The organism is Pseudomonas sp. SGAir0191 (assembly GCF_002812565.2).
Lineage (GTDB): Bacteria > Pseudomonadota > Gammaproteobacteria > Pseudomonadales > Pseudomonadaceae > Aquipseudomonas > Aquipseudomonas parafulva_B.
This window is the reverse complement of record NZ_CP025035.2, coordinates 4,415,775-4,439,000: the sequence shown is the minus strand read 5'-3', so window position 1 is coordinate 4,439,000 and position 23,226 is coordinate 4,415,775. Positions and strand designations below refer to the sequence as shown.

Genomic DNA, 23,226 nt, shown 5'->3' with positions numbered 1-23,226 from the left:
CCTTGCCATGGGTGAGTTCGAGCTGATCAACCGTTACTTCGCCTCCGCGCACTGTGCAGTGCACGGCGAGGGCGAAGGGGTGGCGCTGGGCATCGGTGACGACTGTGCCCTGCTGGATCTCCCTCCCGGTGAGCAGTTGGCCGTCTCGACCGACACCCTGGTAGCCGGCGTGCATTTCCCTGCCGTCTGCGACCCGAAGCTGCTGGGGCAGCGCTGCCTGGCCGTCGCTGTCAGTGACCTGGCCGCCATGGGCGCTACTGCGATCGGCTTCACGCTGGCCCTTACCCTGCCTGACATCAGCCACGAGTGGTTGGAGGAGTTTTCGGCAGGGCTCAGCCGCATGGCACACCGTTGCCGCATGAGCCTGATTGGTGGGGATACGACCCGGGGTCCGTTGAGCATCACCGTGACGGTGTTCGGCCGTGTGCCCACCGGGCAGGCATTACGACGCACTGGCGCCCAGCCGGGCGACCTGCTGTATGTCGGTGGTTCGCTGGGCAAGGCCGCTGGCGCCTTGCCCCTGGTGCTCGGGCAGCGCCAGGCACCGCCGGCCGTGGCAGCGCCGCTGCTGGCCCACTACTGGGCGCCCATGCCGCAGCTCACCCTCGGTGCCTTGCTCAGAGGGCACGCTACGGCGGCACTCGATATTTCCGATGGCTTGCTAGCCGATTGCGGTCACATCGCCAAGGCCTCTGGCGTGGCGCTCGAGGTGAACCTGGCGCAGGTGCCGGTGTCCCCCGAAGTGGAGGCGTTCCTGGGGCGCGAGGCGGCCGTGCAGGCAGCGCTCGCCGGTGGTGACGACTACATCCTGGCGTTCACGGCACCCCCGGACGCCTTGACGCACCTTGCGCACTTTGGCTTCATCCAGGTCTACCCCATTGGCCGCGTACTGCAAGGGCAGGGCGTGTCCCTGCGAGACGCGCACGGTCAGGACATCACGCCTCGGCAGCGGGGCTACCAACACTTTAGGGAGATACCGTGACCGACCACCCCAATCAGGTGCCTGCGGAGTTCGTTCCGCCATCGGTCTGGCGCAACCCTTGGCACTTCATCGCGTTCGGGTTCGGCTCCGGCACCTTGCCCAAGGCGCCTGGCACCTGGGGCTCGCTAGTGGCGATACCCTTCATTCCGCTCTGGCAGATGCTGCCCGATTGGGGCTACTGGCTGGTACTGGGTATCACCATGCTGTTCGGCTTCTGGCTGTGCGGCAAGGTGGCCAATGACTTGCGCGTGCATGACCATGAAGGCATCGTCTGGGACGAAATGGTCGGCATGTGGATTACGCTGTGGCTGGTGCCCGATGGCTGGCAGTGGCTGTTGGCGGGCTTTCTGATGTTCCGCTTCTTCGACATCCTCAAGCCTTGGCCCATCCGTTGGATTGATCGTCACGTCCATGGCGGCGTCGGCATCATGCTCGATGACGTGCTGGCCGGCGTCTTCGCCTGGTTGGGCATGCAGGTTCTGGTATGGGCTGTCGCATAGAACGGGGGCTGCCATGGTGCTGAAGGGTATGCTGCTGGCATTACTGATGGTCGCGGCCCCGTGGGCGACTGCCGGCGATAGCCAACCTGACCAGGTTCACCTGGTCAGCGAGGAGTGGGCCGACTACACCAACGCAGATGGCACCGGTGTGGCCTGGGACGTGATGCGCAAGGTGTTCCAGCCCGCAGGGATCGAGGTCGTGCCGCAGAGTGCGCCCTACAGCCGTGCCATTGGCCTGGTCAAACGTGGCGAGGCTGATGCCTGGGTCGGCTCCTACAAGAACGAAAGTGAAGACAACCTCTACCCTCGCTGGCATTTCGACGTCGACCATGTCTACGCCCTCGGGCTTGCCAGCAAGCCGGCCCCCACACTGGCAACCATAGGCGACTATCGCCTGGCCTGGGTGCGTGGCTATGCCTATGGCAAATACTTGCCCCGCGTGCGGGAGTACCGTGAAATCCAGCGGCGCGAAGGCATTCTGCCCATGCTTGAGCATGACCGGGTGGACTTCTATGTCGACGCCATGACCGAAGTGGACTACGTCATTGGGCAAAGCTCGCAACCTGATCGATTCCGGCGTACCCACGTGGTCGAGCTGCCCATGTACCTGGCGTTCGCCCGCAGTGAACGGGGTGAGGCACTGCGTGATGTGTTCGACAAACGCATGGCCGAACTGGTGCGCAGCGGCGAACTCAGGCCGATATTCGAACGTTGGAAACAGCCTTATCCTTTCGATACCAGCGCCAAGCCGTAGCGCGTTGCGCATAACCGCACCTGCCACGCATCGAGGTTTTCGATAATAACCGGCGGTATACTGCCGAAGCACTGCTCGTAAGCTGCTGATACAATCGGTCCATTGAAATTCCCACTTATCCCAGGAGCACAACGTGCCCGTCGTCTTTGTTGCAGCCTCTAAACTCCCGACGCCTTTCGCGACTTTCACCATGCACGGCTTTCTGGATGAAGCCACCGGCCGCGAGCACGTGGTGCTCAGCCTGGGTGATATCGCCGATGGGCAGCCGGTATTGGGGCGCCTGCATTCTGAGTGCCTGACCGGCGACGCCTTGTTCAGTCAACGCTGTGATTGCGGGTCGCAACTCGAAGCTGCCCTCCAGGCGATCGCCCGAGAAGGCCGTGGCGTGCTGCTTTACCTGCGCCAGGAAGGCCGTGGCATTGGCCTGCTGAACAAGATCCGCGCCTATGAACTGCAGGACGGCGGGGCGGACACGGTCGAAGCCAATGAGCGCCTCGGGTTTGCCGCCGACCAACGCGACTACGCCATCTGCCTGCCAATGCTCGAGCACCTGGGAGTCAAGGCGTTGCGCTTGATGACCAACAACCCGCGCAAGGTCAAGGCCCTGACCGACATGGATATCGTGGTGGCCGAGCGTGTGCCGCTGCATACCGGGCACAACCCGCACAACAGCCATTACCTGGCGACCAAGGCCGGCAAGCTGGGCCATATGCTGGGCAACGAACACCAGGGCGAGGTGCCCCAGGCGTGACCCGTGCCGAGGTCAAGCGGCGTCTTGCCCTGGCCTGGTGGCAATACCTGGCGGTGGGCCTCGTGCCGCTGCCGGTCATGGCCTGGGCCTTTGGCGGTGGCGAGGCGATGATTCCCATGTTGGCCATGCCGCTGTTCATCGCTGGCGCAGCCACATTGTTTCTCACCTTGCCGCGCTTCGGGGCCTACAAGCGCGCGCTGATTGCCACCTCCAAGGCACTCGGTACCGAAGCCGAGCCTGCTGCGTGGATCGAACTGGCTCGCGTGCGGCGCCTGGCCATGACCTATGCCTGCTTCCCCGCCTGGGTAGCCGCGGTGTCGGTGCTGGTAGGGCTGGAGACCGTCCCGCAGGTGCTGCTGGCCTTGTCCACCGTGGTATTGCTGTACCTGTACCGCCTGCCGCCTCAGCTCGGCTGATGCGCCGGCTCATTGCAGGGCTGGCGCTTCTGGCCTGTAGCCTGGCGAGCGCTGGGCCAGTGCGCGTCGTCAGCCTGGCGCCGTCGATGACGGACATCATGCTCGAACTTCAGGCAGGCGATCTGCTGGTGGGGGTGCTCGATGGGGGGGAGCGGCCTCCTGCGCTGCGAGCGCTACCCTCGGTGGGGCGCTATGGCCAGCTGGATATGGAGCGCTTGCTCAGTCTGCGCCCTGATTTGCTCTTGCTGTGGCCGGGCAGCGTACCCCCTGCGCAGCGCGACCAGCTCAAGCGTCTAGGCATCCCTACTTTCAGCGCAGAGCCCCGCGGCATCGAACAGTTGATTGGCCAGATCGAAGAAATTGCCGAGCACGTGGGCCGCGCTGATCAAGGGCGCCGCTACGCTCACGCCTTGCGAGCACGATTGAACGCACTGCGCCAGCAATACCGCCGTGACAGGCCTCTGCAGGTCTTCTACCAAGTCTGGGATCGCCCTTTGTACACCCTGGGTGGGCAACAAGTGATCAGCGATGCGCTCGCCGTCTGTGGTGCGCGGAATGTCTTTGCGGATTTGAACCCGGCAGCGCCACAAGTGAGCGTGGAGTCGGTCATCGCCCGCGACCCCGACATCATCCTGGCCGCCGATGTGCAACAGTTGGCCAGCTGGAAGGCTTGGCCGATGCTGCGCGCGGTGGCGCAGGACGGGTTGCTGGTGGTACCGGACAACGGCATCGAGCGCCCCAGTGGGCAGATGATCGAAGCGACGGCTCGCCTGTGCGAACTGCTAGCTGCTAGAGCGCCGGTGTCCAGGTCACGCTGAACAACAACGTGCGCCCTTCTTCCCGATAGGCGTGGGGGTTGCCCTCGTAGCTGTACAGGGCGCGGCTGTAGCCACGGTCGAACAGGTTGTCCAGCTTCGCCTCCACCGTCAGCGCCTCGGTGGCTGCCCAACTGCCGCGCAGGCCCAACAGCCCGTACCCACCCAAACGGCTGCGGTTGGCTTCATCGTCGTAGCTGCTGCTGACAGCCTGCACACTGGCGCCGAAGCCGAAGGGACCGACACGGCGATCCAGGTCCAGGCTCAGGGTGCGGCGTGCCCGTCGGGCCAGTGTATGGCCACTGTCGCGGTCACGGGGGTCGATCATCGCCAGGCCCAGCTGGCTGCTCCAGTCGCCCCACTGCTGGGCCAGGGCCAGCTCTACACCGTCGACGCGCGCCGAGGCTACGTTGCGGGGGATGGCATCCTGGCCGAACACGATCGCATCGCGCAGGTCGGTGCGGTACAGGGACGCCTCCAGACGGGTGTCGGGAGACAGCTGGCTGCGCCACTGCACTTCATGCGTCCTGGAGTGCTCGGGGTCCAAGTCAGGGTTGCTGAACTGCGGGTAATACAGGTCGTTGAATGTCGGGGCCCGGAAGCCTTCGCTGTAGGACAGCACCACATCATTGCGATCATCCAGCGCAACGGTCACGCTGCCACTCCAGGTGGTATGGGTGCCGAACTGTTCGTTGCGGTCCTGGCGTACGCCCACTTCAGTGGAGAACAGCGGGCCTTGATAGCGATGCTGAAGAAACACCGCTCGATTCCAACGGCTGTCCTTCTCGAAGTCGGTGCTGGCGTGCACGCGGTCCTGATACCAGTCGGTACCGGCGAGCAGGCTGTGCTGGTCGTTCAGGGCCAGATCGTTCTGCCAGGTCATCTGGTCGCGGTAGGTGTTGAACACAAAGCGTTCACTGCTCAACGTGTCGCGCTTGTCGTCACGGTTTTCGCTGTGCGCTACCTCCAGCCGCGTGTGCCAGTTGTCGTTGGGCTGGGCGTCGAGGTAACTGCCCAGGCTGGCGATACTGAAGTCGGTGTAAGGCTGCTGGCCGACGCTTTCGTAGGTGACAGGGTCGAAGCCGCCGAATGGGTTGTCGTATTGACTGCGGCCCTGACTGTGCAGCAGGTTCATGCCGACTTCCACGCGCTCGTCGAGCGTCTGGCTCAGGCTGAAGTTGAGCGATTTGTTACGGTAAGCGTCATGGTCGGCGTCGCTGCCGAACGACGGTCCTGTTGAATCGATGCCTGCCGTTTCGTCCAGGCTTGCGCCCAGGTTGAAGCGCGTTGAGCCGTCGGCGCCCGACACACCCAGGCTGCGCTCGAAGGTTTTTCGGCTACCGGCGGCCAGACGCACACGCGGGTGCAGGCCATCACCGACGCTGCGCCGGGTGAACACCTGGATGACTCCGCCAATGGCATCGCTGCCATACACCGCCGACCGGGAGCCGCGAAGCACTTCGACACGCTCGATCTGGTCGACGTTGAGAAACTGCAGGCCGCTGTCGCCTGAGGTCGCGTTGGCGATGCGTACACCATCGACCAACACCAGCGTTTGCGCAGTCTTCGTGCCGCGAATGAAAAGGCCTGGCAAGCTGCCGCGTCCGCCGGTCGGTGCCACTTGCACGCCTGGCACGCGGCTGAGCAGGTCCATGACGCTGCTCGGTTGCAGGCGGTCGATATCGGTCCGGGTGAACACGGTGTTCGCAGCACTGGTGGCGGTGCGCGACTCTACCTGGCGGTTGGCGCTGATGAGCACATCGGGCAGTTTCAGGGCTTCGTCGCGTTCGGACGCCAGCAGGGGCAGAGGGAGGCAAAGCAGGGCGGCGAGGGTCGGGCTTTTCACGGGCGGTACACATCTGCGAAGTCTGCGCACTCCAACACGACGGGGCCCAGCGGAGAAAGGCCCTTGCCCTCAGAGTCGCCATGAACGAAGAAAAAGCCGGCAATCACCGACCTCGTTGGGTAAATGAATGCCGGCTCGTTTGGCTGAGCAACAGGGCTGCAGCGCAGCCCTGCACGTCAAAGCCCCAGCTTGACCATGCGCGCTTTGACGCTCGCTTCGATGCCCGCTGCATCCAGCCCGCACTCTGCCAGCATCTGCGCAGGCTTGGCGTGTTCGACATAGAGGTCCGGCAAGCCCAGGTGCAGCAACGGCTTGACCACCGCCTCCCTGGCCAGGCACTCGCCTACGGCAGCACCGGCACCGCCCATGATGGCGTTCTCCTCGATGGTCACCAGCAGTTCGTGGCTACTTGCCATTTCCAGCACCAGGGATTCATCCAGAGGCTTGACGAAGCGCATGTCGACGACCGTGGCATTGATCTGTTCGGCCACTTGCAGGGCTTCGGCCAACTGTACGCCAAAGACCAACAGCGCGACCTTTTCACCCCGGCGACGCACCACGCCCTTGCCAATCTCCAGTGGTTCCAACCCCTCGTCGACAGCCGCGCCAGGGCCTGTACCGCGCGGATAGCGCACGGCAGCCGGGCCGTTGTACAGGTGGCCGGTGCTGAGCATTCTGCGCAGCTCGCTTTCGTCGCTGGGCGTCATCACCAGCATGCCAGGGATGCAGCGCAGGTAGGACAGGTCATAGCTGCCGGCATGGGTCGGGCCGTCTTCACCCACCAGACCGGCGCGGTCGATGGCGAACAGCACGTCCAGGTTCTGCACGGCCACGTCATGGATCAACTGGTCGTAGGCCCTCTGCAGGAAGGTCGAGTAGATGGCCACCACCGGCTTGCTACCTTCGCAAGCCATGCCCGCCGCGAGGGTGACGGCATGCTGTTCGGCAATCGCCACGTCGAAGTAGCGTTCAGGGTAGCGCTCGCTGAACGCCACCAGGTCGGAGCCTTCCTTCATGGCCGGCGTGATGCCGACAAGGCGATCGTCGGCAGCGGCCATGTCGCAGAGCCACTGGCCGAACACGGCGGAATACTTCGGTCCGCTGGCCTGTTCCGGCGCAACCGGCTTGTCCACGGGCTCGAGCTTGGTGATGGCGTGGTAGCCGATCGGGTCGATCTCGGCCGGGGCGAACCCCTTGCCCTTTTTGGTCACCACGTGCAGGAACTGCGGACCCTTGAGGTCGCGCATGTTGCGCAGGGTGGCGATCATCGTGGGCAGGTCGTGACCATCGATGGGGCCGATGTAGTTCCAGCCCAGCTCTTCGAACAGCGTGCCGGGGACCAGCATGCCCTTGGCATACTCTTCGGTACGCCGCGCTATTTCCCACGCACCTGGCAGGCGCGACAGCACTTTCTTGCTGCCCTCGCGCATGCTGGTGTAGGTGCGGCTGGAGAGGATCTTGGCCAGGTAGTTGGACAAGCCCCCCACATTGCGCGAAATCGACATGTCGTTGTCGTTGAGGATCACCAGCATATCGGCGTTGACTTCCTGGGCGTGGTTCAACGCCTCGAAGGCCATGCCCGCCGTGAGTGCGCCGTCGCCGATGACCGCAATGGACTTGCGAGCGCTGTTTTGCAGGCGCGCCGCAATGGCCATGCCCAGGGCCGCGCTGATCGATGTACTGGAGTGACCGACGCCGAAGGTGTCGTACACGCTTTCGCTACGGCGCGGGAAGGCGGCTACGCCGTCTTTCTGGCGCAGGCTGAGCATGCGGTTGCGGCGCCCGGTCAGAATCTTGTGCGGGTAGGCCTGGTGACCCACGTCCCATACCAGCCGGTCATCGGGGGTATCGAAGACGTAGTGCAGGGCGATGGTCAGCTCGATGACGCCCAGGCCGGCACCGAAGTGGCCACCGGTCTGGCCCACGGTGTACAGAAGCTCCTGGCGCAACTCGTCGGCCAGGGTCTCCAGGTCGGCTTCGGCCAGGCGGCGCAAGCCATCTGGCGTGTCAGCGCGGTCGAGCAGCGGCGTGACCGGGCGTTCGCGGGGGATCTCTTGAAACGTCGTGGGCATCAGGCGAGTCGTTATAGGTGTATTAAGACGCGGCAGTTTACCCCATTGTAGGAAAAGCTGCCCATTCAGACGGGTGACGCGCGGGCGGCTTCGCAGCCATCGCGCGGTACTCACCAGGTCAGTTGCGGCGTTCGACGATATAGCGCGCCAGGGCTCGCAGTGGTTCGGCCTTTTCGTCGAACCTTTCCAATGCGACCAGTGCCTGGTCGCGCAGTTCGATCGCGTAGGCCTTGGCCGCCTCCATGCCCAGCAGGGCAGGGTAAGTCGGCTTGTCGCGGGCGATGTCGGCGCCCTGGCGTTTACCCAGTGTAGCCGTATCGCTTTCCACATCCAGGATGTCGTCCTGAACCTGGAAGGCCAGGCCAATGGCCTGCGCATACACCTGCAAGGCATCGAGCTGCGCCTGGTCGGCACGGGCACTGGCCAGCCCGCCCAGGCGGACGCTGGCTTCGATCAGGGCACCGGTCTTGTGCCGGTGCATGAACGCCAAGGCCTGCTGGTCCAGCTTCATGCCCACCGAACCCAGGTCGATGGCTTGCCCGCCCACCATGCCAGCGGGGCCGGCGGCCGTGGCCAGGGCCTGCACCATGGCCAGGCGAAGTGCGTCGGTCTGGGGGCTCAAGCGGGGGTCGAGCAATGCGCTGAAGGCCAGGCTTTGCAAGCCGTCACCGGCCAGAATGGCACAGGCCTCATCGAACGCCTTGTGCGTGGTCGGCTGGCCGCGACGCAGGTCGTCGTCGTCCATGGCCGGCAAGTCGTCATGGACCAGCGAGTAAGCGTGGATGAGCTCGACTGCGCAAGCGGCGCCGTTGGCGTGCTCCGCCGGAGCGCCCAAGGCCTCGCAGGCCGCATAGACGAGCAGCGGCCGTACGCGCTTGCCGCCGTTCATCACGCTGTAGCGCATGGCGGCATACAGGCGCTCGAGCTCGGGAGTGGGGGCGATGAACAACGGCTCGAGTGCGCCATCGACACGGGCCTGGCAGGCGGACTGATAGGCACCGATCATGCCTCAGGCTCCACGTCGAAGGGTTGGGCGGTCAGTTCGCCATCGCGCTCCAGCAGCACCTGCACCTTCTGTTCGGCCTGAGCCAGGGCGCCTTGGCAATCACGCGTCAGGGCAATGCCTTGTTCGAAAGCGGCAAGCGAGTCCTCCAGGGACAACTCCCCGTTCTCCAGGCGCTCGACCAGTGCCTGCAACTCGGCAAGGGATTGCTCGAAATCAAGGGAAGCTTTTTTGCGGGCCATGGCGGCAGTCTCGGCGGTAGTCTGAACGCCGCGACACTAGCAGAGCAGGGCGGGGTGAGCAAACCGCCATTGGCACGGCAGCGCCGGGTTGGCGCCGCCGTCCAGGCCTTGGATGGCCAGGTCGATCAGATCGCCGGAGCCGTTTGCGCCTGCAGCGCCAGGCGATACTGCGCCAACTCATCGATGGTCAGCGTGGGCAGGTTGTACTGGCGCGCATAGACGGCCACTTCCTCGCCGCGAGCCATCGTGCCGTCAGGGTTCATCAATTCGCACAAGACCGCTGCCGGCCGCAGCCCGGCCAGGCGCGCCAGGTCAACCGACCCCTCGGTGTGGCCGCGACGCGTGAGCACACCGCCATTGCGCGCGCGCAGCGGAAAAACATGCCCAGGGCTGACAATATGCCGTTGCTCGGCCGAAGAGCGCAGTGCAGCGGCGATCGTGGTGACCCGGTCCTGGGCGCTTACGCCAGTGCTGATGCCCTCGGCAGCTTCGATGGTGACCGTGAACCCGGTGCCGTGGCGGGCCTGGTTGTTCTGGACCATGGGTGCCAGTTGCAGCTCATCGACCGTTGCCTCGTCCAGGCACAGGCAGACGATGCCGCTGCAATCGCGGATCATCATGGCCATGGTCTGCAACGAAATGTTCTCGGCAGCGGCAATGATGTCCGCTTCATCTTCACGGTCGTCATCGTCAAGCAGCAGCACGGGGCGGCCGGCCTTGAACGCGGCGATGGCGGCAGTGACATTGGGAAAGTGCACAGGGTGCAAAGTAGACATGAAACGCTCCTCGTAAGTGATCGATGAACGTCTCGGGGCGAGCAAAATGCGTGCGCAGGGGTGCCCATGGGGCCCCTGCCTGACGCCTTCTTTCATCCGGACTATGACCGTCGGCCCTGGAATCTCACCAGGTCTGCTGACCTCCGGCACAGCCGGAGCGCTCGCGGGCTCATCTTTCGATTTACCGCCGGTGGGGACTTTCACCCCGCCCTGAAGACCGGGCAAGCATACCGCACCCGGTGCCTGGGTTGGCAACCCGCCGTCATGATCGGGGCCGCTGTCAGCGGCTGGACGAGGTGCCCTGCGGTGCTGCTTTGCTCAGGCTATCGATCAGCCAGTGCAGCGATGCCGGAAGCATCGGCCCATGCCCGAGGCCGTCGAACTGCTTGAAGGACACCTGCACGCCGTTGACCTGGGCCAGGCTGGCGGCGAGGCTCCGTGCCGTCTGATCGGCGTGGGGCTGGGCCGGTTCGCGGGGGCTGGCCGGCTCCAGTGCGCCGCGCATCAACAGCACGCGTGGCTGGGCATCCCCCAACTGCGACGGCAGGCCTGCCGCTTCGTGCAGGATCGCGCCGTCGTGCCACCACAACGAGGGGCTGGCCGCCGCATAGATGGCGAATGACTTGGGCCGGGTGAAGAGGGCATGAAGCACGGCCAGGCCGCCATAGGAGTGTCCCCACAGGGTCTGCTGCCGGGGATCGATGCTCACCAGCGCTGCCAGCCTCGGGCGCATGCGCGTCTCCAGCAGGTCGAGAAACGCATCCACCCCGCCGCTGGGCTGCCCGGTGAGAGGGTCGCGCTGCTCGGTCTTCCCGGCAAGCGCCGGCGTGTAGTCGTAGGTTCGGCTGGCTCTGTCGATGCGCTGGTGGGTCTGGTAACCCACGGCGACCAGTACGGGGGCCTGGCCGGCGGCCAAGGCGTCGAGGCGTTGCCGGTCCAGGGCGCCCAGGGCTGCGTTGCCGTCCAGCATCCATAACACCGGGTAGCCGGTTGCGGGGGCGGCGCGCTTGGGCAGCCCTACCCATAGTCGGTAGTGACGCGCGCCGTCTGCCGAGTCGAGGTCCAGTTGGGTGAATCGGTAGGCCAGGTCCTTGCGTGCCAGCAGCGTCGTATCCATCGGCTGGTCATGCTCAGGCTGGGCCGTGGCGGCACCGGTCACAAGGGCCAGCGCAAACGCCAGGCCCCGGATCATTCTGTTCATCAGGCATCTCTTCACGGCATTGCAGGCACTGCAACTCAAGCAGCCAGATGATAGTCAGCCTCCAACACGCGTAAAGCGCCTTAACTTTCTAAACCGTTGGCGCTGGCCGGCAGGGTCAGGTGCAGGTGCAAGCCTGGGTGAGCATTGCAGGCCCAGAGTCGGCCACCCTGCAATTGCACGGCGCGCCGGGCGATGGCCAGGCCCAGTCCAAAGCCTGCGCCGCTGGCGCTCAGCCGCTGGTAGGGTTGAAAGATGCGCTCAAGCGCTGCCTCGGGCACGCCGGGGCCTTGATCGCGCACGCACAAGTGCCAATGCGCGCCTTCGCGACAGCCCTCCAGGCAGACGGTGCCATCGGGCGGAGAGTGTCGGATGGCGTTTCGCAGCAGGTTCTCCAGCGCCTGGGCCACACTGTCCAGGTGCACCTGGACCACGCAGTCCTGCCCGAGCGTGCATGGCAGGCGCGCGAGGCTCCAGCCACTTTCGAAGCAGATGTCCTGGCACAGCGCCTCCCACAGCGATGTCATCAGGACCGGTTCGGTGGCCAGGACGGGCTGTTCGGTGTCCATCCAGGCCAGGTCGAGGGTGTCTTCCAGCAGTTTCTGCATATGGCTGGTTTCATAATCCATGCGCGCGCGTAGCTGGGCGGCAGGCAAGTTGCTGTCATGGGCAATACGCAGGCGTGCCAGCGGCGTGCGCAATTCGTGGGACAGTGTGCGCAATAGCAGCCGCTGCTGTTCCAGGCTCTGGCGCAAGCGATTGGCCATGTGATCGAAGGCCTGCGCCAGCTCGCCCAGCTCATCGCGCCGGTCTTGCAGGGGCAGGCCTGGGCTGTCCAGGTCATTGGCCCGCAGCGCGTCGGCGCGGTCACGCAGGCGGTTCAACGGGGCGACAAGGTGACGGTACAGTGCCAGCCCCATCAGCAGGGCCAGCAACGCAGGCGCCACGCCGTGGGTGACCAGGTGAGTCCAGGGTGTCAGCCCGGTGGGCAGTAGCCGCTCGGGCAGTTGCATGACCAGGCGCCCGTGTTCGGGGTGGCGCGGGAAAGCAATGCTGACGTAAGGCAGTTCGCCTTGCAGGCGGCGGCTCATGGGCCAGTTCAGCTTGCGCATGAAGGTCAGGTGACCTGCCTCCTCGGCTGTGAGCGGTGTGGTGCCCAGGCTTTGCAGGTAAGGGCCGACGACCGCTGCCCAGGTGTTCTCGGCCATTTGCACCTGCTCGCGCCAGGTCTCGACGCCCATGGCTCCCCCTTGCTCCCAAGCGAGCTCGGCCTGCCCGGCATAGCGGGCCAGGTAGTCCTGGTCGGCCTGGGCCAGGAAATAGGTGCTGCGCTCCACCGTCAGGCCCCAGGTCCAGATCAACCAGGTGAGCAGCAGGCAGAAGCTGACCTGCAACAGGGCCAGCTTCCACAGCAGCGGATGTCGCCGCATCAGGCTGGGCTCTGCACGACCAGGACATAGCCCTGGCCACGCACAGCCTGGATGAGCAGATGCTGTATGCCGATGTCCGCCAGCTTGCGGCGCACGTTGCACACATGCACATCCAGCCCTCGATCCAGGCGCGTGTAGCCACGGTGCAGGACGGTCTGGTACAGGAAAGGCTTGCTCAGCGGCTCCCCGGCATGGGCGTGCAGGGTGATCAACAAGCGGAACTCCGAGCCAGTCAACCCAGCCGGCATGCCGTTATGCATGACGTCCTGTGCAGTGTGATCAAATACGGGCTCATCACTACGCGTCGCCACAGGCGGCGTGCTGTGGAAGGCGACCCGACGCAACAGTGCGTCGACCCGTGCATCCAGTTCCGCCAGGCTGAAGGGCTTGGGCAGGTAATCGTCGGCACCCCGGGTAAATCCGGTGATGCGGTCCTGCTCGGCACCCAATGCCGACATGAGAATCACCGGTACTGCCTGCTTGCGCCGCAGTGCATCGAGCAGGCTCAGCCCGTCGAGACCTGGCAGCATGATGTCCAGCAGCGCCAGGTCGAATACGCATCGGTGGGCATCGGTCAGCGCCGCGTCGCCCGTCGCGCATGCGTGTACCTCGAAGCCACGGTCGATGAAATGGCGGTAAAGGTCGTGGCGTAAGCGTGGGTCGTCTTCGACCAGCAGCAGGGAGGTGGGCACGGCGAGCCTTGAATGAGAATTTATATCAGTTGCAAATCATCCCACCGGACTCGACCCTAGGCAATGGCCCAATGTGTTAAGAAGGTTAATGCTGCTGCATGCCCTGTACCTGCTCCGGTATCGTTCGCAAAAAGCAATATGTTTCGTTTGCGAATTACTATCATATGGGCAAAGGGTGCGGCATGAACGTTTTCAGTGGGGCAGGGCGCGCGCGACGCGTGCGGGGATGGCTGGTGGCAGGGCTGGTGGCGCCGTTTTCACTTTCGGCATTGGCGCAAGACGTAGCCATGGTGGTGAACGCTGACGATCCCCTCGACCTGCCGGCATTGACCATCGAGGGCAATCGGCTGTACGACATGCTGCCCTCCGAGGCCACTGGCGGGTACAGCGTGGACGCCGCCACCGTGGGCACCAAGACGCCAGCGGCCTTGAAGGACATCCCACAGTCGATCACCGTCTATACCCAGGATTACGTCAAGGATCGGCAGTTCGTCCACCTCGATGACCTGGCCAAATACACGGCCGGCCTGCGTACCCTGACCAACGACAGTGGTCGGTCATCGATCTACGCCCGTGGCTATGAGTACAGCGAATTCAACATCGACGGCCTGCCAGCACCGATGGCGAGCATCTTCGGGACCGTGCCATCGCTTGTGGCATTCGACCGTGTCGAGATCATGCGTGGCCCGGCCGGGCTGTTCAGCAGCACCAGCGAACTGGGCGGTATCGTCAACATGGTGCGCAAGCGGCCCACGGCCGACTTTCAGGGGCATGTCGAGGGCTACTACGGTACCTGGGATACCAATCACCAGGAACTGGACCTGAGCGGGCCGCTGGACGAAAACGGGCGGGTGCGCGGTCGCTTCATCGCCTCGCGCGACGACACCAATGGCGAAGTCGATTACAACGCCAATACCAGCAACAGCTACTACGGCGCGCTGGATGTCGACCTGGACGAGGCCACTACCCTGTCGTTCGGCCTGATCCACGAGGTCAAGAACATTACGCCGCACAATGGTTACCCGGCAACGTTGGACGGCAAGGTGCCTGACTTCAGCCATTCCCGTTTTCTGGGCGCAGACTGGAACGCGTTCGACGGCAAGACCACCGACCTGGTCGCTGAGCTGACCCACCGCTTCGACAACGGTGGCTATGGCCGCATCGCTGCACGCGGATCGCACCGCGATACCAATTATCTCTACGCGTTCACGGCCACAAACCCCACCACGGGCAAAAACTCCGAACGCGCCAGTGCGCGCGATTTCACCCAGGACACCTACGCGGTCGATGCGAGCTATAGCCAGCCCTTCGAGACCTTTGGCCAGGTCAGTGAGTTCGTCGTTGGCAGCGATTACAAGAACTACGACACCGAGTACCTGAACGGGGCCACGACGCTGGGCAACATCAACGTCAACACTTACTCACCCAAGCAGTTCGCCAAACCCGCTGCGAACTACACGACCGAGACGGGCATGCAGGAAGAGGAATACGGCTTGTATTCCAAGGTCACCTTCCGCCCGGTCGAGCGCCTGGCGTTGATCGCCGGCGGGCGGTTCAGTTGGTACCGTGGCGATTTCTACACCACGACCCTCAAGACCGGTGTCACTGCGGACGATAGCAAGCAGGTCGATGGTCATTTCACACCCTATACCGGTGCGGTCTACGACCTGTCCGAAAACCATGCGCTGTATGCCAGCTATTCGCAGGTGTTCAAGCCGCAATCGGCGACCGATGGCGACGGCCGAGTACTCAAGCCACGTGAAGGCGAGCAGTACGAAGTGGGTATCAAGAGCAGCTATTTTGGCGGCGCACTCAATACGCGCCTGTCGGCATTTCGCCTGACCGACGAAAACCGCGCCACCACCCGTTACGACAGCGAAGGCGTCGCGACCAAGGACTCGGTAGCTGCCGGCAAGACACGGGTCAAAGGGGCAGAAGTGGAAGTCAGCGGTAAGCTGACCGATAACTGGGAGCTGCTGGGCGGTTACACCTGGATGGACACCGAAACCGTGAAGGGCGATGCCGAAACCACGTTCTTTATCATGCCGCGCCACCAGGCGTCGCTGTGGAGCAAATACACCATCAGCCAAGGCGCGCTCACCGGGCTGGCCATCGGTGGCGGCGTCTCGGCGATGAGCAATTTCCACTCGGAAAACGGCGGGGTACGCATCGATGCGCCAGGTTATGCCACCGTGGACGCCATGCTTTCCTACCCGGTGACCTCCAAACTGACTGCCACCGTCAACGTCAACAACCTGTTTGATCGCGATTACCTGTCGCGGGTGGGTTCGACGTCCACGTTCAACTTCTACGGCCCGTCGCGCAGCGTGCTGGTGGGTGCGCGTTACGATTTCTAAAGGCGTGTGCTAAAGGACAATTCGGCGGCGCCTACAGGGTCTCGCCGCTTTGTTCTGGCTGAAAAACAGGCATTAAAAAGCCGGCTTGTGGCCGGCTTCTCGGGGACGCTTCCGACTAATTTATGGTAAGCCGCAATCGCCTTAACGGTGTGGCCAAAAGAGGCCTGAAAGAGATGGCTGATGCCCGTATGGGGTATCGCCGAGCCCTCTGGACTGCGGCTTGCGCCGGTCGGGGCTGATGTGCGCGTAGCATACAAGGGCACGCACCTGATGCCCAGCAAAAAATGGCACAGGGTGTTTCAACCGGGTCGTTGCCGGCGAAAATGCGACCAGTGATAGACCCACCCCAGGATCTCCAGCCCTTGCGCCTGGCGCTGGCTGGGGGTCAAGCGCTCGACGGCGTAGTTGTGCCGGTCATGACTATGCAGGTAAAGCGTGCCGTGCTCGCCCATGGTCAGGTTATGCACGCGCAACGCGCCATTGATCAGCAGGGCATAGGTTTCGCCCTCGACGATCTGGGTCATGCTCATGTCGATGGCCAGGGTCGCTTCGACGGGGATCAAAGGGGTCATGTTGCCGCCTGGCATGGCCATGCAGATGGACGTGTCGTGTTTGACGCCCAGCATTCGCAGGGCGTTGGCAGGCAGGCGCAGGGCACGCCCTGACACCTTGCACAGCAGGCCATTGCGCACCTCGTGGAACGGTACGTGTACCACGCGCCCGCGATGAACTGCACGCGGAATGGGGGCGTCTATCGGCACCGGGCGTGGCGGACAAGTGCGCAGGATGGCATTGGGATGTTTGGCGCCTTCGCCGGTGCGCAGCCAGCGACGGTGCACGCAGAACAGGTCGGCGAGCTCGTCCAGGCGAGCCAGCGGGACCCCGCGATTGAACCAGTTGTTGACGTGCTGAGGCGTCACGCCGCGCTGGGCGGCGAAGTTTGCAGGGGTCAGGCCGCATTCCTGAAGAAGGGCTCTTAAACGTTCACCAGATGTGTTCATGGAGAAAGTGTAGCGGCACGGTGCCACCAAGGGTATGAACAGGATGTTGATGTGCGGAAGGGGAGATGTAGGAGCAGTCAGACGCGGGTGTAGGACGTTTTAGAACGCTTAGGCCTAGATTGGCTGTGAAGCCTATCGCGCGCCAAAAAAAACCCGCCGAAGCGGGTTTTTCCATGCAATCAGGATCAGCCTTTGTAGGCTTCGACCGATTTGGTGATCGCAGCGCGGGCGGCGTCGGCGCCGTCCCAGCCTTCGATCTTGACCCACTTGCCCTTCTCGAGATCTTTGTAGTTGGCAAAGAAATGCTCGATCTGCTGGATCAGCAGGGCAGGCAGGTCGGTGTATTCCTTCACGTCCACGTACAGCTGCGACAGCTTGTCGTGGGGCACTGCGATGACCTTGGCGTCGCCGCCGCCATCGTCGGTCATGTTCAAGACACCTACCGGACGGGCGCGGATGACCGAACCTGGGGCCACTGGGTAAGGGGTAACCACCAGCACGTCCAGCGGATCACCGTCGTCAGCCAGGGTGTTGGGGATAAAGCCGTAGTTGGCCGGGTAGAACATAGGGGTGGCCATGAAACGGTCGACGAACAGCGTGTCGCTGTCCTTGTCGATCTCGTATTTGATCGGCGCGTGGTTGGCCGGGATCTCGATGGCGACGTAGATGTCGTTCGGCAGGTCTTTGCCCGCCGGAATCTTGCTGTAGCTCATTGGGCAGTGCCCCCGTGTTTGACCAAAAAGTGGCGGCGATTATAGGCATATTCCGACGGGGCATGCCACGTCTGGCCCAATGGACCGGGCGCTACACGGGGGGATGGCGATAGTCGGGATGCTCGCGTTGCAACCGGGCCAGGCGTGCAAGCGGGTTCTGCCGGTAGAACAGCGACAGTTGCTGGTAGACCTCGGGGTAGGCCTGGTGCAGCAGGTCGGGGGCGCTGAAGAAGTACTCGCTGGTCACGGCGAAGAACTCGGCGGGGTTTTCGGCGGCATAGGGGTCAATCGGCGTTTCGGCTTCCGGATCCAGGTCGAGTTGTCGGTTGAGGTCGTCGAAGGCCTGTTGCATGGCGTTCGCCCAGCGTTGCACAGCCATGTCGCTGTGCAGGGGAGGCAGGCCATTGGCATCGCCGTTGAGCATGTCCAGCTTGTGCGCCAGCTCATGGATGACCAGGTTGTAGGCTTCCCAGCCGCCACTGCCGAACACGCCATTGCAGGCCAGGATGATCGGGCCCTGCTGCCAGGCCTCGCCACTGTGTTCGCCGTCCCAGGCGTGCTCCACGCCGCTGGCGTCCCGGTGGCGCTGCGGGCTTTTGAAATCGTCGGGGTAGAGGATGATTTCGTGAAAGCCCTGATACCAGTTCAGGTCACCCAGGTGCAGTAACGGCAGCTGAGCTTGTGCCGCCAGCACCAGGCGTTGCTCATCGTCGAGCTCGACGCCTGGCAGGCACGTCAGGTGCTTTTCGTTCAGGAACAGGATGCTGGCCTCGCGCAACCATTGGTCCTCGGCGTCGTCGATACCGTCCAGTATGGGCAAGCGCTCGCGTACGGCTTGCCATTGCTGGACGCTGATCGGGAAGCGCGCCAACGTGCGCTTGCGCCGCCAGGCGCTGAACGACCACATGCCCGATCAGGCGCCTCAGTGCGCCTTGGCCGGGCGACCCAGGCGGGTGCGCAGCAGGCCGAGAATCATCGGGACCAGCGACAGCAGGATGATACCCACTACCATCAGCGACAGGTGCTGCTTGATGAACGGCACGTTGCCGAAGAAGTACCCCAGCGTGACCAGGCCGCCTACCCAGAGCAACGTGCCGGCAATACTGAAACCGAGAAAGCGCGGGTAGTGCATGCGGGCAATACCGGCCACGAACGGCGCGAATGTGCGCAGGATGGGCAGAAAACGCGCCATGGTGACCGTTTTGCCGCCGTGACGCTCGTAGAAGTCGTGGGTGCGCTGCAGGTAGTCGCGGCGGAAGATCTTCGAGTTCGGGTTGCTGAACAGGCGCTCGCCGGCCGTTCGCCCGATCACGTAGTTGGTGCTGTCGCCCAGGATGGCGGCGATCATCAGCAACCCGGCCAGCAGGACAGGGTCCATGCCGCCGCCCGCAGCGACTGCACCGGCGATGAACAGCAGGGAATCACCTGGCAGGAAAGGCATCACCACCAGCCCGGTTTCGCAAAAAATCACAGCAAACAAAATGGCATAGATCCAGGGCCCGTAATTGGTGACCAACAGATCAAGGTACGCATCGAGATGGAGGATGAGGTCCAGCGGGTTGAAATCCATGTACAGCACCTGTGGTCTGGTTCGAAGGCTCGGTGACCTGGAGGAGTGAAATTTCACACATGACAAGTGGGCCATTATACGGCGAAGTCAGGATCACGCCCGCAGAGTTTGTAGCGAGGGGTTACGGCAGTAGGAAGGCGTGAGCTGCGTCGTAGTACGGCAGACAGACACCGAGGTCGTGGACATCGTTCATCGTTCGCGCTCGCCACACGGAGGATTCGGCGAGCGTGTTCAGTGGCCCGCCTGTAGCGCGCAGCAGGGCAGCCGGTGCAGCACCACCCTCCTGCGCAGGTGCTCAGCCTTTGCCCAGAAGAAAGTTACCTTTCTGGCTGGCCAGTTCGTCACTTTCCAGGCTGTGAACTTCAGCCTCATCCTTGAGGTTCACGCCTGACAGCTGGCGCCGACAGGCTTCACGCATCAGGTACAGCAGCCGATGCGCGGCCATGCCATAGCTCAACCCCTCCAGGCGAACATTGGAAATGCAGTTGCGGTAGGCGTCGGTCAGCCCGACCCTTGGGGCGTAGGTGAAATAAAGCCCCAGGCTGTCCGGCGAACTGAGCCCTGGCCGCTCACCGATCAGCATCACGGTCATGCGAGCGCCGAGCAGCTCGCCCACCTCATCTGCCACCGCCACGCGTCCTTGCTGGACCAACGTTATGGGCGCGCAAGTCCAGCCTTCGGCGTTGACCTGCTCCTCAAGGCGCGTCAGAAACGGGAGCGTATGACGGTGTACCGCCAAGGCGGAGAGTCCGTCGGCCACCACGATTGCCAGGTCGACCCCGCCTGGGTTGGCCTGGGCATGCTGGCGCAAGGTGGCGACCGAATCCTCGTTCAGGCGCCGGCCCAGATCGGGCCGCTGAAGGTATTGATGACGGTCGCTTGCGGCGCTGTGCAACACCAGGCTATCGCGCCCCCGTTGATCGAGCTGTGCGGTCAGTTCAGTCACGTCGAAGGGCAGGTGCACGGCGTCCCGAGCCTGGGCATGGGCGAACTGGAAGTCCAGTTGCGCACTGGTCGGAAGGCTGGTGCCCACGCGCCCCAGGGCGATACGGGCGGGGGTCAGGTTGCGCAGGGCCAGCCAGGGGTTTTCGGGGGTGGGGGTGCGGTTGTCCATGATCGGCGATTCCTATGCAAGCTGTGCCAGGGCCTGCCGGAAGGCTGGCGGCAGGTTGTCACCAAAGCGTATCCGGCCGTCGGCCTGGGTGAAGATGCCGGTGCGCGCCAGCCATGCTTCGAATTCAGGCCCAGGCTTGAGGCCCAGGGTTTGGCGGGCATACAGGGCGTCATGGAACGAGGTGGTCTGGTAGTTGAGCATGATGTCGTCCGAGCCGGGGATACCCATGATGAAGTTGATCCCGGCGACCCCCAGCAGCGTCAGCAGCGTGTCCATGTCGTCCTGGTCGGCTTCGGCATGGTTGGTGTAGCAGATGTCGCAGCCCATTGGCACGCCCAGCAGCTTGCCGCAGAAGTGGTCTTCAAGGCCCGCACGGATGATCTGCTTGCCGTTGTACAGGTACTCCGGACCAATGAAACCGACCACGGTATTGACCAGGAACGGCTTGAAGTGGCGTGCGACGGCATAGGCGCGGGTCTCGCACGTCTGTTGGTCGACACCATGATGAGCGTTGGCCGACAGCGCACTGCCTTGGCCGGTTTCGAAATACATCAGGTTCTGCCCCAGGGTGCCGCGCTTGAGCGATAGCCCTGCTTCGTACCCCTCCTGCAACACGTTCAGGTTGATGCCGAACCCCGCATTGGCCGCCTCGGTGCCGGCGATGGACTGGAAGACCAGGTCCAGGGGCACGCCCCGGTTGATCGCCTCGATCGAGGTGGTGACATGGGTGAGCACGCAGGACTGGGTCGGAATGTCGTAGCGCTGGATGATGGCATCGAGCATTTCCAGCAGCGCACAGATGGAAGCGGTGCTGTCCGTGGCTGGGTTGATGCCGATCATGGCATCGCCGTTGCCATACAGCAGGCCGTCGAGAATGCTCGCCGCGATACCGGCCGGTTCGTCGGTGGGGTGGTTGGGCTGCAGTCGGGTCGACAGGCGCCCGCGCAGGCCCATGGTGCCGCGAAACTGGGTAACGACGCGGATCTTCTGGGCCACCAGCACCAGGTCCTGGACGCGCATGATCTTCGACACGGCGGCGGCCATTTCCGGCGTCAGCCCCGGCGCCAATGCGCGCAGGCTGTCTTCATCGGCCTGCTCGCTCAACAGCCAGTCACGCAAGCCGCCTACGGTCAGGTGACTGACCGGTGCGAACGCCTGTGCATCGTGGGTATCGATGATCAAGCGGGTGACTTCGTCGCTTTCGTAGGGAATCAGTGCTTCGCTCAGAAAATGCGACAGCGAAATATTGGCCAATGCCATTTGCGCAGCCACGCGCTCGCCATCGCTTGAAGCCGCGACCTCGGCGAGGTAGTCGCCGGAGCGTGCGGGGCTTGCCTTGGCCATCACCTCCCTGAGGCTGTCGAAGCGATAGACCAGGTTGCCCACGGTGTGTACGAAACTTGCCATGCAGATTCTCCAAGGCCGCGGGGTGGCCCGCGGCGAGTGTCGTCGATCAGTGCAAGGCCTCTTCGGCCTTCTGGATCGCGGCGAATTCCTCTTCTGGCGTGCCCGCTACCAGGTGGTGACGGCTGTAGAACGCAAAGTACGCAATCAGCACCGCATAGATCACGGCAGCGCCGATCACCACGCGTGGGTCGACCAGGAAGCCGGCGACCACGGCGATACAGGCCAGCACCAGGGCCAGGCCCGAGGTGAAGATGCCGCCTGGGGTGCGGTAAGGGCGCTCCATTTTCGGGCGACGGATGCGCAGGGTGATGTGCGCCGCCATCATCAGTACATAAGACAAGGTAGCCCCGAACACGGCAACCAGGATGAGCAAGTCGCCTTGACCTGTCAGCGACAGGGCAAAACCGATGATGCCCGGAATCACCAACGCCATGACCGGCGCCTTGCTCTTGTTGGTCTCGGACAGCTTGCGCGGCAGGTAGCCGGCCCGCGACAGCGCGAAGATCTGGCGCGAGTAGGCATAGATGATCGAGAAGAAGCTGGCGATCAGGCCTGCCAGGCCTACCAGGTTGACGAAGCTGCCCATCCAGGTGGAACTGCCGTAAGCCTTGGCCAGCGCCTCGACCAGGGGGTTACCGGAGGCCTTGAGTGCTTCGGAGCCTGCACCGCCGGGGCCGACGATCAGGATCAGCAGGGCGAACGCCACCAGCACCAGCATCGCGCCAATCAGGCCGCGTGGCAGGTCGCGCTTGGGGTTCTTGGTTTCTTCGGCGGCCAATGGCACGCCCTCAACCGCCAGGAAGAACCAGATCGCATAGGGGATGGCTGCCCACACGCCTACATAGCCGAACGGCAGGAAACTGCTGGCCCCTGCGGCATCGGTGACGGCGATGTCGAACAGGTGGGCTGCATCAAAATGGGGCACCATGGCCACCAGGAACACGGCCAGTGCAACGGCGGCGATGGCGGTGATGATAAACATCAGCTTGAGCGCCTCGCCCACGCCAAAGATGTGGATGCCGATGAACACCACGTAGAACGCCAGGTAGATCATCCAACCGCCGATGCCGAACAACGATTGGCAATAGGCGCCAATGAAGGTGGCGATGGCCGCCGGCGCGATGGCGTACTCGATCAGGATGGCGGTGCCGGTCAGGAACCCGCCCCAGGGCCCGAAGGCGCTGCGGGCGAACCCGTAGCCACCGCCGGCAGTAGGGATCATCGACGACAGTTCGGCCAGGGAGAAGCACATGCACAGGTACATGGTGGCCATCAGCAGGGTGGCGAGGAACATGCCACCCCAACCACCTTGGGCCAGGCCGAAGTTCCAGCCGGCGTAGTCGCCGGAGATGACGTAGGCAACGCCCAGGCCGACCAGAAGCACCCAGCCGGCGGCGCCTTTCTTGAGTTCACGTTGTTGGAAATAGTCTGAACCGACTTTCTCGAAATCTACGGAAGAGCCTGCCGGGCTACCGGCTGGGTGTTCGCTTGGCATGGTTTCACCTGTTCTTTTTCTTGGTGGCCGCAAGGGGTTCGGGCCGCTGGTGATCTGTACTGCAGGAAGCGAGCCAGAGCGGTTGGTGCATG

Annotated in this window: 22 protein-coding genes and 1 riboswitch; of the genes, 7 read left to right on the top strand and 15 right to left on the bottom strand. The window is 63.6% G+C overall.

The annotated features are described in order from the left end of the window. Positions 1-7 precede the first annotated feature (7 nt). From thiL to CWR53_RS19800, 6 genes are all read left to right on the top strand, one after another. A complete protein-coding gene (thiL, locus tag CWR53_RS19825; RefSeq protein ID WP_100852326.1) occupies positions 8-982 on the top strand; it encodes a thiamine-phosphate kinase in 975 nt (324 codons plus the stop codon). Continuing rightward, the gene (locus CWR53_RS19820) at positions 979-1,482 is read left to right on the top strand and encodes a phosphatidylglycerophosphatase A (protein WP_023535011.1); all 504 of its coding nucleotides are present in this window, start codon (positions 979-981) and stop codon (positions 1,480-1,482) included. The genes thiL and CWR53_RS19820 overlap by 4 nt, the downstream gene beginning before the upstream one ends. Positions 1,483-1,495: 13 nt before the next feature. Further along, entirely contained in the window at positions 1,496-2,236 is a 741-nt protein-coding gene (locus CWR53_RS19815) for an ABC transporter substrate-binding protein (protein WP_058603974.1), read from the top strand. A 133-nt stretch (positions 2,237-2,369) separates the two neighbouring features. Beyond that, positions 2,370-2,987, top strand: a complete 618-nt coding sequence (gene ribA / locus CWR53_RS19810; RefSeq protein ID WP_023534989.1) for a GTP cyclohydrolase II — start codon at positions 2,370-2,372, stop codon at positions 2,985-2,987. Beyond that, positions 2,984-3,403, top strand: coding sequence for a hypothetical protein (locus CWR53_RS19805; protein WP_058603975.1), 420 nt, complete (start codon positions 2,984-2,986; stop codon positions 3,401-3,403). The genes ribA and CWR53_RS19805 overlap by 4 nt, the downstream gene beginning before the upstream one ends. Then, a complete protein-coding gene (locus CWR53_RS19800; RefSeq protein ID WP_058603976.1) occupies positions 3,403-4,221 on the top strand; it encodes a cobalamin-binding protein in 819 nt (272 codons plus the stop codon). Before CWR53_RS19805 ends, CWR53_RS19800 begins: the two co-directional genes overlap by 1 nt. Here the strand turns inward: CWR53_RS19800 and CWR53_RS19795 are convergent. The 8 genes from CWR53_RS19795 to CWR53_RS19760 form a co-directional block, all read right to left on the bottom strand. Next, positions 4,193-6,064, bottom strand: a complete 1,872-nt coding sequence (locus CWR53_RS19795) for a TonB-dependent receptor domain-containing protein (protein WP_100852325.1) — start codon at positions 6,062-6,064, stop codon at positions 4,193-4,195. The two genes, CWR53_RS19800 and CWR53_RS19795, sit on opposite strands and share 29 nt — an antisense overlap. Before the next feature lie 176 nt (positions 6,065-6,240). Next, positions 6,241-8,136, bottom strand: a complete 1,896-nt coding sequence (dxs, locus tag CWR53_RS19790; protein WP_100852324.1) for a 1-deoxy-D-xylulose-5-phosphate synthase — start codon at positions 8,134-8,136, stop codon at positions 6,241-6,243. A 118-nt stretch (positions 8,137-8,254) separates the two neighbouring features. After that, positions 8,255-9,142, bottom strand: coding sequence for a (2E,6E)-farnesyl diphosphate synthase (ispA, locus tag CWR53_RS19785; protein WP_100852323.1), 888 nt, complete (start codon positions 9,140-9,142; stop codon positions 8,255-8,257). Next, on the bottom strand, positions 9,139-9,381 hold the full coding sequence (locus tag CWR53_RS19780) for an exodeoxyribonuclease VII small subunit (protein ID WP_023534977.1): 243 nt from the start codon (positions 9,379-9,381) through the stop codon (positions 9,139-9,141). The genes ispA and CWR53_RS19780 overlap by 4 nt, the downstream gene beginning before the upstream one ends. 125 nt (positions 9,382-9,506) lie before the next feature. Then, entirely contained in the window at positions 9,507-10,157 is a 651-nt protein-coding gene (gene ribB / locus CWR53_RS19775; RefSeq protein WP_058603980.1) for a 3,4-dihydroxy-2-butanone-4-phosphate synthase, read from the bottom strand. A gap of 80 nt (positions 10,158-10,237) precedes the next feature. Next, a riboswitch (FMN riboswitch) is annotated at positions 10,238-10,379 on the bottom strand. A 58-nt stretch (positions 10,380-10,437) separates the two neighbouring features. Further along, positions 10,438-11,358 carry an alpha/beta hydrolase gene (locus CWR53_RS19770; RefSeq protein ID WP_100852322.1) on the bottom strand — a complete coding sequence of 307 codons (921 nt, stop codon included), beginning with the start codon at positions 11,356-11,358 and terminating at the stop codon, positions 10,438-10,440. An 80-nt stretch (positions 11,359-11,438) separates the two neighbouring features. Further along, positions 11,439-12,785, bottom strand: a complete 1,347-nt coding sequence (locus tag CWR53_RS19765; protein WP_100852321.1) for a sensor histidine kinase — start codon at positions 12,783-12,785, stop codon at positions 11,439-11,441. Then, entirely contained in the window at positions 12,785-13,477 is a 693-nt protein-coding gene (locus CWR53_RS19760) for a response regulator transcription factor (protein WP_100852320.1), read from the bottom strand. Before CWR53_RS19760 ends, CWR53_RS19765 begins: the two co-directional genes overlap by 1 nt. A 182-nt stretch (positions 13,478-13,659) precedes the next feature. Between CWR53_RS19760 and CWR53_RS19755 the strand changes: the two genes are divergently transcribed. After that, on the top strand, positions 13,660-15,834 hold the full coding sequence (locus tag CWR53_RS19755) for a TonB-dependent siderophore receptor (RefSeq protein WP_100852685.1): 2,175 nt from the start codon (positions 13,660-13,662) through the stop codon (positions 15,832-15,834). A gap of 299 nt (positions 15,835-16,133) precedes the next feature. On the opposite strand, the gene CWR53_RS19750 is transcribed toward CWR53_RS19755, so the two are convergent. From CWR53_RS19750 to eat, 7 genes are all read right to left on the bottom strand, one after another. Beyond that, positions 16,134-16,835, bottom strand: a complete 702-nt coding sequence (locus tag CWR53_RS19750; protein WP_100852319.1) for a helix-turn-helix transcriptional regulator — start codon at positions 16,833-16,835, stop codon at positions 16,134-16,136. Between the two features lie 185 nt (positions 16,836-17,020). Then, entirely contained in the window at positions 17,021-17,548 is a 528-nt protein-coding gene (ppa, locus tag CWR53_RS19745; RefSeq protein ID WP_023534987.1) for an inorganic diphosphatase, read from the bottom strand. A gap of 91 nt (positions 17,549-17,639) precedes the next feature. Then, on the bottom strand, positions 17,640-18,455 hold the full coding sequence (locus tag CWR53_RS19740) for a zinc-dependent peptidase (protein WP_058603986.1): 816 nt from the start codon (positions 18,453-18,455) through the stop codon (positions 17,640-17,642). A 15-nt stretch (positions 18,456-18,470) separates the two neighbouring features. After that, positions 18,471-19,118 carry a DedA family protein gene (locus CWR53_RS19735; protein WP_100852318.1) on the bottom strand — a complete coding sequence of 216 codons (648 nt, stop codon included), beginning with the start codon at positions 19,116-19,118 and terminating at the stop codon, positions 18,471-18,473. Between the two features lie 295 nt (positions 19,119-19,413). Further along, positions 19,414-20,232, bottom strand: a complete 819-nt coding sequence (eutC, locus tag CWR53_RS19730) for an ethanolamine ammonia-lyase subunit EutC (RefSeq protein WP_058603987.1) — start codon at positions 20,230-20,232, stop codon at positions 19,414-19,416. Positions 20,233-20,244: 12 nt separating this feature from the next. Next, positions 20,245-21,639 carry an ethanolamine ammonia-lyase subunit EutB gene (locus CWR53_RS19725; protein WP_100852317.1) on the bottom strand — a complete coding sequence of 465 codons (1,395 nt, stop codon included), beginning with the start codon at positions 21,637-21,639 and terminating at the stop codon, positions 20,245-20,247. Between the two features lie 46 nt (positions 21,640-21,685). Beyond that, positions 21,686-23,134, bottom strand: coding sequence for an ethanolamine permease (gene eat, locus CWR53_RS19720; protein WP_100852316.1), 1,449 nt, complete (start codon positions 23,132-23,134; stop codon positions 21,686-21,688). Positions 23,135-23,226 lie beyond the last annotated feature (92 nt).

What these genes read in the sequence shown, in the direction of transcription:
- dxs (WP_100852324.1), bottom strand. Translation starts at nt 8,136, where the DNA reads ATGCCCACGACGTTTCAAGAGATCCCCCGCGAACGCCCGGTCACGCCG.
- eat (WP_100852316.1), bottom strand. Translation starts at nt 23,134, where the DNA reads ATGCCAAGCGAACACCCAGCCGGTAGCCCGGCAGGCTCTTCCGTAGAT.
- CWR53_RS19755 (WP_100852685.1), top strand. Translation starts at nt 13,660, where the DNA reads ATGAACGTTTTCAGTGGGGCAGGGCGCGCGCGACGCGTGCGGGGATGG.
- CWR53_RS19815 (WP_058603974.1), top strand. Translation starts at nt 1,496, where the DNA reads ATGGTGCTGAAGGGTATGCTGCTGGCATTACTGATGGTCGCGGCCCCG.
- eutC (WP_058603987.1), bottom strand. Translation starts at nt 20,232, where the DNA reads ATGGACAACCGCACCCCCACCCCCGAAAACCCCTGGCTGGCCCTGCGC.
- thiL (WP_100852326.1), top strand. Translation starts at nt 8, where the DNA reads ATGGGTGAGTTCGAGCTGATCAACCGTTACTTCGCCTCCGCGCACTGT.
- CWR53_RS19770 (WP_100852322.1), bottom strand. Translation starts at nt 11,358, where the DNA reads ATGAACAGAATGATCCGGGGCCTGGCGTTTGCGCTGGCCCTTGTGACC.
- CWR53_RS19765 (WP_100852321.1), bottom strand. Translation starts at nt 12,785, where the DNA reads ATGCGGCGACATCCGCTGCTGTGGAAGCTGGCCCTGTTGCAGGTCAGC.
- CWR53_RS19750 (WP_100852319.1), bottom strand. Translation starts at nt 16,835, where the DNA reads ATGAACACATCTGGTGAACGTTTAAGAGCCCTTCTTCAGGAATGCGGC.
- CWR53_RS19725 (WP_100852317.1), bottom strand. Translation starts at nt 21,639, where the DNA reads ATGGCAAGTTTCGTACACACCGTGGGCAACCTGGTCTATCGCTTCGAC.
- CWR53_RS19735 (WP_100852318.1), bottom strand. Translation starts at nt 19,118, where the DNA reads ATGGATTTCAACCCGCTGGACCTCATCCTCCATCTCGATGCGTACCTT.
- CWR53_RS19780 (WP_023534977.1), bottom strand. Translation starts at nt 9,381, where the DNA reads ATGGCCCGCAAAAAAGCTTCCCTTGATTTCGAGCAATCCCTTGCCGAG.
- ppa (WP_023534987.1), bottom strand. Translation starts at nt 17,548, where the DNA reads ATGAGCTACAGCAAGATTCCGGCGGGCAAAGACCTGCCGAACGACATC.
- ispA (WP_100852323.1), bottom strand. Translation starts at nt 9,142, where the DNA reads ATGATCGGTGCCTATCAGTCCGCCTGCCAGGCCCGTGTCGATGGCGCA.
- CWR53_RS19740 (WP_058603986.1), bottom strand. Translation starts at nt 18,455, where the DNA reads ATGTGGTCGTTCAGCGCCTGGCGGCGCAAGCGCACGTTGGCGCGCTTC.
- ribB (WP_058603980.1), bottom strand. Translation starts at nt 10,157, where the DNA reads ATGTCTACTTTGCACCCTGTGCACTTTCCCAATGTCACTGCCGCCATC.
- CWR53_RS19800 (WP_058603976.1), top strand. Translation starts at nt 3,403, where the DNA reads ATGCGCCGGCTCATTGCAGGGCTGGCGCTTCTGGCCTGTAGCCTGGCG.